Annotated in this window: 10 protein-coding genes; 5 read left to right on the forward strand and 5 right to left on the reverse strand. The window is 30.4% G+C overall.

Annotated features, from left to right (window positions below):
- From Q0649_RS06870 to Q0649_RS06885, 4 genes are all read right to left on the reverse strand, one after another.
- Positions 1-796: ABC transporter transmembrane domain-containing protein (locus tag Q0649_RS06870; RefSeq protein WP_298839221.1), on the reverse strand; the 796-nt coding region annotated here is incomplete at its 3' end.
- A 15-nt stretch (positions 797-811) separates the two neighbouring features.
- The gene (locus Q0649_RS06875; RefSeq protein ID WP_298839224.1) at positions 812-2,614 is read right to left on the reverse strand and encodes an ABC transporter ATP-binding protein; all 1,803 of its coding nucleotides are present in this window, start codon (positions 2,612-2,614) and stop codon (positions 812-814) included.
- A 159-nt stretch (positions 2,615-2,773) separates the two neighbouring features.
- The gene (locus tag Q0649_RS06880) at positions 2,774-3,610 is read right to left on the reverse strand and encodes an SWIM zinc finger family protein (RefSeq protein WP_298839227.1); all 837 of its coding nucleotides are present in this window, start codon (positions 3,608-3,610) and stop codon (positions 2,774-2,776) included.
- 75 nt (positions 3,611-3,685) lie between these two features.
- Positions 3,686-6,709: a DEAD/DEAH box helicase gene (locus Q0649_RS06885; RefSeq protein WP_298839230.1), complete on the reverse strand. Its 3,024-nt coding sequence runs from the start codon at positions 6,707-6,709 to the stop codon at positions 3,686-3,688.
- Between the two features lie 217 nt (positions 6,710-6,926).
- Here Q0649_RS06885 and Q0649_RS06890 point away from each other — a divergent pair, with 217 nt between their 5' ends.
- Both Q0649_RS06890 and Q0649_RS06895 read left to right on the forward strand, forming a co-directional pair.
- Positions 6,927-7,835 carry a chemotaxis protein gene (locus Q0649_RS06890; RefSeq protein ID WP_298839232.1) on the forward strand — a complete coding sequence of 303 codons (909 nt, stop codon included), beginning with the start codon at positions 6,927-6,929 and terminating at the stop codon, positions 7,833-7,835.
- An 80-nt stretch (positions 7,836-7,915) separates the two neighbouring features.
- Positions 7,916-8,104, forward strand: a complete 189-nt coding sequence (locus Q0649_RS06895) for a hypothetical protein (RefSeq protein ID WP_298839235.1) — start codon at positions 7,916-7,918, stop codon at positions 8,102-8,104.
- 60 nt (positions 8,105-8,164) lie between these two features.
- Here Q0649_RS06895 and Q0649_RS06900 read toward each other — a convergent pair whose 3' ends face one another.
- Entirely contained in the window at positions 8,165-9,535 is a 1,371-nt protein-coding gene (locus Q0649_RS06900) for an MATE family efflux transporter (RefSeq protein ID WP_298839237.1), read from the reverse strand.
- 201 nt (positions 9,536-9,736) lie between these two features.
- Here Q0649_RS06900 and Q0649_RS06905 point away from each other — a divergent pair, with 201 nt between their 5' ends.
- Genes Q0649_RS06905 through Q0649_RS06915 form a run of 3 tightly spaced genes read left to right on the forward strand, consistent with a single transcriptional unit; the run spans position 9,737 to position 12,617 of the window.
- Positions 9,737-11,218, forward strand: coding sequence for a spore germination protein (locus Q0649_RS06905; protein WP_298839240.1), 1,482 nt, complete (start codon positions 9,737-9,739; stop codon positions 11,216-11,218).
- Positions 11,219-11,232: 14 nt separating this feature from the next.
- Complete coding sequence (locus tag Q0649_RS06910) at positions 11,233-12,384, forward strand: Ger(x)C family spore germination protein (RefSeq protein ID WP_298839243.1); 1,152 nt, start codon at positions 11,233-11,235, stop codon at positions 12,382-12,384.
- A 17-nt stretch (positions 12,385-12,401) separates the two neighbouring features.
- Positions 12,402-12,617, forward strand: a complete 216-nt coding sequence (locus Q0649_RS06915; protein WP_298839246.1) for a hypothetical protein — start codon at positions 12,402-12,404, stop codon at positions 12,615-12,617.
- Positions 12,618-12,631 lie beyond the last annotated feature (14 nt).

Genomic DNA, 12,631 nt, shown 5'->3' on the forward strand with positions numbered 1-12,631 from the left:
AACTCCCCATAGATATAACAATAGGAAGAAATAGAGCAGAAAACACTGCAGCTTTAACTGATGCGCTTCTCATTTTACCTGCATCTAGTTTAAACTCTTTTAGATTTTCTTCTTCCCTTACAAGAGTTTTAGTAGTTTTAGCCCCTGATATCTCTTCACTAAAATCTGCAGTTAATCGTGAATTTAATTTTCTAACACCTCTATATGATTTAAGAATCTTCTTTTGAAAATACATTCCTATTAAAAAGAGAACTGGTACCACACTCATGCATATAATAGTTAATCCTACATTATTATAAAGCATTACTCCTATAAATCCACCCATCATAACTAATGCCCATACCATGTCAATTAGTCCCCATGATATTATTTCACTAAGTTTTGTTATATCAGAGGTCATTCTTGCCATAAGCCATCCAACAGATGATGTATCATAATATGAAAAAGAAAGCTCCTGAAGCCTTTTAAATCCAATTTTTCTTATATGATATGCTAAGTGTGTTTCTATTTTTCCAGCATGCATTATAAATGATCTTACAGTTAGTCCTTGAATAACAATAACAACAAAATATACCAATGCAAATGTAGTAAGCCCATCTATAGTTTTTTTAACTATAAAATTGTCAATTGCATACTTTGTTAGTAGTGGCATTACTACATCTATACCTGCCACTCCAACCATTAAAAGTGCTAAAAATATAAGTCCATTTTTGAATTCTGACAGGTATTTAAAAAGTTTTCTCCATATACCTATATCTATCTTTTGAGTTGATTTGATTTTATCTATTCTATCCATAATATTACCTGCCTTTTACTCATAACTTACTAACGTATCATCCGTAAAATCATCAATATTGGTCTGTATATCCCATATTCTTTTATATATACCATCTTTTTTAATAAGCATTTCATGGGTGCCTATGTTTTCAATCTTTCCATGATTTAATACTATTATTTTATCTGCATCCATTACTGTTGAAATTCTGTGAGAAATTATAAATGTAGTACTGTTTTTACTCTTCTTTTTCAGTTTTCCCCTTATGATTCTATCAGTTTCAGAATCCACTGCACTTAATGAATCATCAAATATTAGTATTGGCATATCTTTAAGAAGGGTTCTTGCTATTGCCACCCTTTGCCTTTGTCCTCCTGATAATGTAACACCTTTTTCTCCAACAACAGTATCATACCCCTTCTCAAAGGTCGTTATAACATTATGTACAGCAGCTACAGTTGCTGCACTATATATTTCTATATTTTTTGAATGTATCTTAGCCATTTTAATATTTTCCTTTATAGTTCTCGAATAAAGAAAAGGTTCTTGGAGCACTATACCTACATTCCCTCTCATATGTTTTCTTTCTATATCCTTAAGTTCAACTCCATCAATTTTTATAGATCCACTATTATAGTCATAAAGCCTTAACAAAAGATGTACTAGTGACGACTTACCTGAACCTGTTGGCCCAACAATAGCAACTGTTTCGCCTTGCTTTACATTGAAAGTTAAATCTTTTAGTATCGCGTGGCCTTTCTCGTATTCAAAGCATACATTTTCAAAACTTATATCCCCTTTGATTTCACTCTTAAGAGCCTTTCCGTATTCCTTTTCCACTGAAACATCAAGAATTTTTGTTATCCTCTTAAGTGACACTGACATTTTACCCATATCAGTTAAAACTCTACCAAGTTGCCTTACTGGCCACAATAACATTCCTTCATAAGTATTAAATACCACCAAAGTACCCAAACTTATTACACCAGTAACTGCAAAATAAATACCTGAAACCAAAACTAGACCAATTTGAGTCATACAAAGTATATCAGATGATGACCAATAAATTGATTCTAGTTTTACCAATTTGAAATTTAAATCTCTATATTTTTTATTTTCCTTTTCATATTTTTCAATTTCAAAATTCTGTCTTCCAAATGCTTTTACAACTCTAACTCCACTTAAATTTTCTTGTAGAATCGTAGTTAAAACACCCTCTTGTTCATCTGCTTTTTCAAAAGTACTTTTTATTTTATAAAAAAACACATATGAGAATATAAAAATAATTGGTACTATTACCATGGCAATAATCGTCATATTTTTATTAAGTGACAACATCATTATTATTGCGAAAACTACTATAAAAAATGCTCTTCCTATTTCCACCATTTGCGTTGCAAAAAACTTTCTAACAGTTTCTACATCGGAGGTACATCTTTGAATAAGATCGCCCGATTCCGCTTTAACATGATACTCATATGGTAGATTTTGAATATGATCATAAAGTTTTACTCTCATGTTTTTTGATATATTTTCAGCAGCACGAGCAGAAAAATTTCCACTCAAAAACAAGAAAATACCTCTTATACATGTTAATGTTACAAGACTTAATGCACAAATCCATAAATTTGTTATAAGTGCCTGTTTACCACCTACTGCCATAATTAGCTTTTGCAGAGGTTTTATCACATCCATTGGTTTATTCCCTATTACTGAATCTATTGTTATTTTTATAATCAAAGGCTCAATCATTGCTACAAATGTTGCTGCTGCTATAGAAAGTATTGCTGCAACATATAAGACTCTATTACCTTTAGTTAAATTTATTAATTTATTCATACGATTTATCTCCTCGGCTTTACCAAGTACATGATGAAAATACATCAATACTTACTTTTTAATTAAATCATCTCCTGCGGAGCTGAAGTATTAACGACTTCAGAAGGAGGTTTATATTTACACTTAAGTTTTCTATTTATTAGAGTATGTAACTCCAACTTATAAAAGTGGGGTCCTTTCCTTCTGAAATGCCGTTAAATACTTTCGTGTTTCCTCCTCAGTGCTAGTATACGCCTCCGTCATTTTACCTTTAAAGTCATCACCATTTGTACAAAATTCTGGAATCCCAAGTGTCCTAATAACTTCATGTTTAACTTCTGGTGTTATATACGAAAATGTCATATTTAGAACGTCTTCATCCATTCTATCAGAGTTTTCAAATTCTCGTTTTAAATCTTCTATAGTTCTTCTCGACCTACGATGTATCTTTGCTTTTCTCTTAACCTGTTCCCCTTCACTACCGCTTCTTAGAGTTCTAAGTGCTTTCAAAAAATCATCTTTATCCATACCTCTAAGTTTTAAAATTACAAAGGGATCCTTATCAAATTCAATTCCAAGCATATAATGAACCGCTGCTATATGCTTACATGGATTTGCAAAACCTGAGCATGAACATTCACTTAGTAAATGTATTTGTTTTTTAGGAAAAAGAGATACCCCTCCTTCTTTAAAAGCTTCTTCTATATTTTCTGGCATTTCACCATTCAAAAGCTTAGCACAAAAAATAGCTTTTTTTACCATTACATTCATTATTTTTTTCCACTGTTCCTTGGTAAAAGCACTTATTTTTATATTTACTTTATAAGGTTCTTCGTTACTACCTTGAACCATTGCATTTATTTCTCCTGTGCAAAAATCTAAACTCAGTACATTGCCCTCTCTTGCACATTCACGTCCGCTGTCAATCGTCGAACTTGCTGTAAAACTTGAAATTGCATTATTCCATTTTTTAGACCACCAATTACTTCCAAATTCATTTCTTATTCTTCCAGTCACGAAGTTACATCTCCTTGCATATATACATGCAAATAACAACCATAAAAAAATCTTTTTGATTGTTATCTGTGAATTTTATGCTTTATTATTATGCTCTAATACAAATAACTCGCGAAGCTCCTTATTGCTCATCTCTGATATCCAATTTTCATTTGTTGACACTACACTTTCAGCAAGTGCCTGTTTTCGCTCTAACATCTCATCTATTTTCTCCTCAAGAGTTCCCATACATATGAATTTATGCACATGTACATTTTTAAGTTGCCCTATTCTAAACGCTCTATCCGTTGCCTGGTTTTCCACAGCTGGATTCCACCATCTATCAAAATGGAATACATGATTAGCTTTTGTTAAGTTTAAACCAAGTCCTCCAGCTTTTAATGATAATATAAATACCATAGGCTCACCACTGTCATTTTGAAATATATTGATTAATTCTTCTCTTTTCTTTCTGCTCGTTCCTCCATGTAAAAAGAGTGTCTTTACTCCTAATTTTTTCTCAATCTCAGACTCCAATATGTGTCCCATTTCTGCAAATTGAGTAAATACTAGTGACCTATCTCCTTCTGCTATAACAATTTCTAGCATTTCGAGTAACCTTTCAAGTTTTCCAGACCGCCCCTCAATTTCGCCATTATCCTTTAAAAACTGTACAGGATGATTACAAATTTGCTTGAATTTTGTTAATGAAGAAATAATAAGACCTCTCCTTTGAATTCCCTCAGAGTTATCTATTTTATTTAAACAATCCTTCACTACAGCTTGATATAAAGTAGCTTGCTCCTTTGTTAAAGATGCATATTCCTTTGTTTCAATTTTTTCTGGTAGATCTCGAATAATATTTGTATCAGTTTTAAGTCTTCGTAATACAAATGGTGAAATTATTTTTTTCAATTTATTACTTTTTTTAGTATCTCCATCTCTCTCTATTGGAACTGCAAACTCACTTCTAAATGTTGACCAATTGTATAGATACCCTTTATTTAAAAAGTCCATAATAGACCATAAATCCGAAAGTCTATTTTCAACCGGTGTTCCTGTTAATGCAACTTTATATTCTGCTTTAAGAGTTTTGATATACTGAGTTTGTTTTGAAGCGCTATTTTTAATATTTTGAGCTTCATCTAATATAATTCCTGCCCATTCTTCCTTTTGAAATAAATCCCTGTCTCTTACTATTAGCGCATAGGTTGTAATCACAACCTCATTTTTATGTATTTCTTTGCTAAAAGTTTCGTAACTCCACCTACTATTTCCGTGATGAATTGCAGATTTAAGACCTGGTGCAAACTTTTCAATTTCTCTTTCCCAATTTCCTACAACAGATGTAGGGCAAATTATTAATGTTGGTTTATCTGTTAAACCTTTTTCCCGCTCATAAAGCATAAGGCATATACTTTGCACTGTTTTTCCTAGCCCCATATCATCAGCAAGGCATGCCCCTATACCATGGTTTCTAAGAAACGTTAGCCATGAAAAGCCTCTCTTTTGATACTCACGAAGAGTACCTCTAAACCCAGAAGGAACATCAACTTGCTTTATATTGTTCAAATTAAATAATTTTTCAAAAAAATGTCCAACAGCCTCTTGATTATCCATATTATCAACACTAACTCCAGGTATTATTTCTTCATCACTTAAGTTAAGCCTTAATAATTCTCCCACTGGAATCTTTCCATTTAGCCCCTTGTTAATTTTCATCTTAGCAAGTGACTTAATTTGATGTATATCAACCTGTACCCACTGACCTCTTAACTGAATAAATGGCACCTTAAGATTTGAAATTTTTTCAAATTCTTTCTCACTTATTTCATTACCATTTAACGCCAGTTTCCAATCATATTCAAGAATAGTATCCATATTAAATGTACTTTTTACAGCTAAATTAGTATTAGTTGTGTGGTTTTTGTCTTTTAATTTAACAGAAAGCCTTGAAGGTTTTTTCCACCAAGATGGTGTAATAATGCCAAAACCTTTCTCCTTCAAAAAATAAGCTGATTCCCTTAAGAATGAATAGGCTTCCTCCTCTGATAACTTGCATTCAATTGGCACTGCATCATAAAGGCTTCTTTCAATAGGAATAAATACCTTCGATGCTACTGCTAAATCTTCAAGCAACCTCTCTTGAGGATTATTAAATTTTTTATTTAAATATGTTATTGTATCAACCGACTCTTCAAAAATCATCTTTGCTGGTAGCATAAGGCTAAGATCATCCTTATCTTGAAGCAAATACTCTATTGTCCAATCTTCTTCTCGACTTGGTGGATTAACCTTAAAACATGTTCTAAATTTAAAGTTATTATTTTTAATCTTTATAGGTTCTATCCACTTCTTATATTCTTTTAACATTTTAATCTGATCACTTTTGGAAGTAGGCATCTCTGGTAATTTCGAGAAAAGAGAACGCATCCAATCACTACTTAAATCACTTAAATTATCCTCTAAATGATTAGTATCATTATTTATACCAATGCAACTACTTCTAACCATACTATCAATCATAGAATCCATAAAATTGCTTACCAATTTAGTACTATTTGTGTATACAAATTCTTGACTTTCTAGGTTGAAATATGCTTTGCAAGTTACAGGCATATTGCTGCATAAAATCTTTTTTTTATCAATAAATTCAGGATCACTTGTATGCCATCTCCACTGAGAATTCACTTTTTTATTTACCCGATCAATAGTTAATGATGGTAAATATTTATGTTTTATTATTAGCTCAGCTGTAAATTTAGCTACTATAATCCAAAACCTTAATTCCCTTGATATCTCAACTTCGTAAAGGTTATTTCTATCTATATTTAAAATCATATCAAATGCATCCAAATTATTAAAAGTTATCCCCCTAATTTCCCTCTTAAGAAGATTCTTAGATTCAAAGTCATATTTATATTTTCCATGTTTTATGTCTATTGCTTGATCTTTAATAATGCTTCGTAATTCAATAACTGAAGACATTTTTTCATATAGTGGAAGTGCATTTTTAGGTTTCCTACCTCTTCTTGTACACTTAGTTTCGCCACTTTCGCCCCACAATATAAATGTATGCATACTTTCTGTAGTTTCTATCCATCCGCCATTTAATATCAAATTTACTTCACCCTCTAAATAATACTGTAAACATTTTTCTACGTACTATACAGTTTACCATATTTAGCTTAAGAATTTCACTTTTATATTCTATTTTATTATTTTAAATTCAACTTTTCATTTAAATGTAAAGTTATATGAGTTCTGTTCGAGATATTAAGTACATATGATTTTTGTGAAATAATATCTTTATACCTATTTGAAAGTGAGGAAAAATATGAATACTAATAATATACTCTTAGAATCTGGGACTGGCGAGGTTGAAATACTTGAATTTATTATAAATAATAAATTTTATGCAATTAATATTATAAAAGTTAAAGAGGTAATACATGCAACCAATTTAACTAAACTCCCTGAGTCACATCCTGCCATAGCAGGACTTACGCTATATAGAGATAAAATAATAACCTTAATTGACTTAAAATACGTTTTAGAGAAACAACATAAAAACGAAATTGAATCACCAATCATTCTGTGTGAATTTAATAAAATTGAAGTAGCCTTTAGCATTGATAGTATCGTAGGTGTTCACCGTATTAAATGGGATCAAATAACAAAACCAGATGATATATCTACTAATTCACTAGTTATAGGAAATATTGTTTTAAGCAATAAAATAATATTAATGCTAGATTTTGAAAAGATAATCACTGATATCAGTCCTGCTACCGGAATTAGTGAAGATAGGATCATTGATATAGATTATAAAGATAGGTCTAATGTTAAACTAGTACTCGCAGATGACTCTCCTTTAATTAGAAAATTATTAAATGATACTCTTATTAAAGCTGGCTTTGTTAACTTAAAAATATTTGATGATGGAAAGCAAGCTTTAGATTATTTATTGAATTTAGTCTCAAAAAAAGGAATCAACTTTATGGAAGATGTGCAAGTTCTTATAACTGACATTGAAATGCCTCAAATGGATGGTCATACTTTAACACGTAAAATTAAAGAACATGTTATTCTAAGAAAATTGCCAGTTATTTTATTCTCCTCATTAATTACAAGTGATTTAAAACATAAAGGTGATGCAGTTGGCGCGGATGCTCAACTTAGTAAACCTGAAATAGCTGAACTTGTATCTCGCATTGATGGATTTACAAACAAGCCTATTAAATAATTTTTTTTATATGCGTATTTTTTTTCATTTAAATCCCCATACTATAATTATACCAATAAGAACTTAAGGAGGAATTTAAAATGGAAAAGAATGCAAAACAACACGTTCAAGACGTTTGTCAACAACTTCAAACTTCAGCTACTTGTTTAACTGATGCGGTGAACACAGTGGAAAAAGCAGAAAATAAAGAGCAAATTCAGAATACTTTAAATCAGGTTCAATCTGCATTACAAGCTGCTAATACTACACTCTCAAATTACAAAGAATAGTAAATATAAAATATATCTTCATTAATATTTTAAAAGGGGCTTGTTAAAAAACAAGCTCCTTTATTTATTATAAAAATTAATATATTTTGAATACTGTGATACTTTATTGAATCTATAAATAAACAAAATAAACATAAGTAGAGCATCAATTCCCCATTGAAATGCAGTTATCCACCATATGGTTGTAACTTCATATTTTAATACACTAATAAAATAATATGTTAAAGGTAGCCTTATAATCCAGCTTGTAAAACAACTAATAAAAAATGGGCTCTTTACATCACCTATCCCCTTTAATGCTCCTGCAAATACTAATGATAAACCTATAAACGGCTGCTCTACTGCACCAATTGCAAGGCACTTTCCCGCTAAATAAGCAACTTTCTTCTCATTATTATTTACAAATAAATTAACCAAAAAATTAGGCATGAATAAGAATATTATTGCAAATACACTCATCATAGCTACTGCGTAAAATGCACAATTAAACGCAACTTTTTTTGCTTGTTTATAATCTCTTTTCCCTACATTCATCCCAACTAAAGTAATAACCGCGATGCCAAACCCAATACTTGGCATAACTGAAATTCCCTCTATCATGTTAGCTATTGCATCAGCTGCAAATGAAACACTCCCTGATTTAATTATAACTGCAACGCACATAAGCTTACTAATACTAAATGCTGCTTCTTCCATGGAACATGGAATAGCAAGTACTAGTATTCTTTTAATATCAGTCAAACGTGCAGAAAAAATATAGAGTGGTTTAAACTTAACTTGTGATTTAAACACTGTATAATAAAAACAAAAAACAAATCCACATAAATAAGCAACTGTAGATGCTATAGCTGACCCATCTACTCCCCTTGTATTAAACACAATGCCAAAAACCAGTAAATAATTCAAAATAATCTTTATAAAAAGTACAATTAAAGAACATATAAACGGTATGAACGTATTCCCATATCCTACTAAAATGGAATTTAAAAGCTTCATACTCATGAAAAAAAATAAGGCTACAGAATTTATCTTTATATATGAATATCCTATTTTAAGTATTTCATTTCTAGCCCCAAGTAAGTAAAGAAAATCTTTACCAAAGAAAAAAACTACTATTGTAATTATTAAACTAAAACCAATTCCTAATATAAATCCTAGTGACGCAAATTTCTCAGCTATTTTATATTGCCCAGCACCTACTAGTCTAGAAACCAGTGAAACACTACTTATACAAAATCCCTCTGTAATGAATACTTCAATAAATGCATTTGTTAAATTATTACTTAACCCCACAGCACTTACTGCTATGTTACCCCCATATCTCCCTATCATCATTAAATCAAATATAGACATTAACGTATATATTGTTATCTCCGCAACTACAGGTAGCGAAGTATTAAGTACTTCATTGGTTGTACACTTATTCAGCATACATAAGCTACCTCCTAATAAAAATTAATTTTTATTATAAGTATATTAATTAAATCTATTTTAATGAACAAATTCTACCTATTAAAATTACTAGAAATATATTTTTATGTTTTATTTACCATTAATCTGACTAAAATATTTATAAAATGGATAAAGTATATATACACAGTTAGTTATTATAATATAAAGGATGTTTAATATATGAATACAAATGACTTTTCAGATGTAAAACTAACAAAATCTTTAGACAAAAATATTAATATAATAAAAAATATTTTTATTAATGATACAACAGTTGTATATAGGGAGTTATTGATTGGGAAACCTACCAGCATCAAGTGTATGCTTATATATATTGATGGCATGGCAAATTTACAAGCAATTAATGAGGATATTATAAAACCACTTTTTTTAAGTGATATGTCTGATATAAACAATAATAACATCATTGATATTTTAATAAAAAAGGTACTTTTAACCGCAGACAATAAAGAAACTACTTCTATTGATGATATTGTTAATGGAATAATTTATGGAAAAACTGTACTTTTCATAGATGGTTTAATTAAAGTACTTTCTATAAATACTATTGGATGGCAAACAAGAGCAATTTCAGAACCTCAATCAGAAACTATAGTTAGAGGACCTCGTGAAGGCTTTACAGAATCTATGAATTTGAACCTTACACTACTTAGAAGGCGTATTATTAATCCTAACTTAAAATTTGAATTCATGAGAATTGGTAAACAAACTAAGACTCAAATATGTGTATGTTATATCGAAGGAATAGCAAAAGAACCTATACATCAAGAACTAATGACAAGGCTAAATAATATTGATATTGATGGTATTTTAGATTCTGGTTATATAGAGGAAATTATTAAAGATGCGCCATATTCTCCATTTAGGACTATCATTAATACAGAAAGACCTGATGTGGTAGCAGGTAAGCTTCTTGAGGGAAGATTTGCAGTTATCTGCGATGGAAGCCCTGTTGTTTTAACCCTTCCAACAATCTTCGTTGAAGTTTTTCAAAGCAATGAAGATTATTATGACAATTTTTTATTTTCATCATTTGTAAGATTACTAAGATGGTTATGCTTTTTTATTGGTACTAGTGTTTCAGCCATATATGTAGCTCTTGTCACCTTCCATCAAGAACTTATTCCAACTCCGCTTCTTATAAGTATATATTCAGCAAGAAAAGGAGCCCCTTTTCCTTCAATTGTAGAAACTATGATTATGATGATAACTTTTGAAATACTTAAAGAAGCCGGTCTTAGAATGCCAAAATATATTGGTGGAGCAATTACTATAGTCGGCACCTTAGTGCTTGGTGATGCTGCTGTTAATGCAAGGCTAGTTAGTGCCCCAGTAGTAATAATTACTGCTATAACTGGAATTGCAAGTCTTATGTTACCTCAAGCTTTGGGAATAGTTGAGATAAGGATAATTTTTTTATTATTATCTTCTTTTCTAGGTTTATATGGTTACATTTTTGGAGTAATGGGATTAGTTCTTCATATGATGTCAATACGTTCCTTTGGTATACCTTATATGACTAATATTCCTTCTTTTTCTAAACAAGATGTAAAAGACACGATAATTAGGGCACCCTGGTGGAATATGTATTTAAGACCTAAGTTCTTTACAAAAAATAAAAAACGTATGAAAAAAAGATGAAAGAGGGCATTTAAGTGAAAAAGAAAATGGTATCCATAATTTTTATTATAATTATATGCCCTCTTATATTATGTGGATGCTGGAACTATAGAGAAATAGATACCTTAGCAATAGTAGCTGGTATGGCAATAGATAAAGACATGACAACAAATAAATATGTATTCACAACAGAAATTATAACCACGCAATCTCAAGGGGTATCTTCAATCATTAGTTCTCAAATTTTCACTTCTGAAAGTGACAGTATATTTGATGCAGTAAGAGATATGATAGAGAAAACTGGTCTAAGACTTTTTTGGAGTGATGCGAAAGTTGTAATAGTAAGTGAGTCTTTGGCAAGGGAAGGTATAATTCCTGCCCTTGATTGGACTAATAGATCTAATTTTGTTAGACCAGATATGTGGTTATTAATAGCAAAGGGTAATACAGCTTCTGAAATTTTAAAAACTAAAGTTAAACTTAACGAAGTGACTTCCTTTCATCTTGATGATGCCTTGAATTCATGGAAAGTACTTTCTAGATTCACTAATTCAATGGTATGGTCATTTATAGATGGTTTATCATCAGGAAATTCTCAAGCGGTAACAACAGTTAAAAATGAATTAAGCGATGGCACTATTATTCCCCTTGTAGAGGGTTGTGCTATTTTTAAGTCAGATAAGCTAGTAGGCTATTTAGATGGTACTGAAACCTCCTATATGCTTATGGTTAATAATAAAATAAAACAAGGGTTATTTACTTTATTAAATGTTTCAGGTTCAAGCAATAATGTAACATTAGAACTAAATGATAATAGGACTAAATTAACCCCTGTTTATAACAATGGATTAGTATCCATGATAGTGGATGTATACCCAGTTGTAAGTATACACGAAATTCAAGGAACAAAAGATTATATGAATGAAGTGAACTTAAAAATACTTCAAAGCGAAGCTGAAAAAAAGATAGAGATTCAAATACAGTCTTTAATTAGTAAATTACAGAATAATTATGATAGCGATGTTTTAGGTTTTGGAGAAATATTTAAGGAAGATAAACCAAAGGTAAGCGAAGATTATAAAAAGAATAAAAAAGATATTTTCAAAAATATGAAAACCAAAGTTAACGTACACATGATAATAAAGAGTAGTAATAGAACAATAAAACCTATTTATATAGGTAAATAATTAAAAGGAGAATTTTGATGTTTTTACTTATAATAATTTTATATATTATAGTTGTTTTATTTGAATCTGACGCTTTATTTAAAGAAAAAAATAAAGGTAAAATAATTTTCTATTTTTCTTTGATAACATTTTCAATGACAATCAGTATACTACTATCTTTAGGAGTACAAATACCAAGTCCATCGAATCCAATAAAGAACCTTATAATTTCAATATTCGGTAAAATGGGTTAATTTTTCTTGCTATA

The organism is uncultured Clostridium sp. (genome assembly GCF_937920395.1).
Lineage (GTDB): Bacteria > Bacillota > Clostridia > Clostridiales > Clostridiaceae > Clostridium_AD.

Excerpts from the sequence above, each read along its gene's own strand:
- Q0649_RS06890 (WP_298839232.1), top strand. The coding sequence starts at position 6,927 with ATGAATACTAATAATATACTCTTAGAATCTGGGACTGGCGAGGTTGAA.
- Q0649_RS06875 (WP_298839224.1), bottom strand. The coding sequence starts at position 2,614 with ATGAATAAATTAATAAATTTAACTAAAGGTAATAGAGTCTTATATGTT.
- Q0649_RS06900 (WP_298839237.1), bottom strand. The coding sequence starts at position 9,535 with ATGCTGAATAAGTGTACAACCAATGAAGTACTTAATACTTCGCTACCT.
- Q0649_RS06895 (WP_298839235.1), top strand. The coding sequence starts at position 7,916 with ATGGAAAAGAATGCAAAACAACACGTTCAAGACGTTTGTCAACAACTT.
- Q0649_RS06905 (WP_298839240.1), top strand. The coding sequence starts at position 9,737 with ATGAATACAAATGACTTTTCAGATGTAAAACTAACAAAATCTTTAGAC.
- Q0649_RS06915 (WP_298839246.1), top strand. The coding sequence starts at position 12,402 with ATGTTTTTACTTATAATAATTTTATATATTATAGTTGTTTTATTTGAA.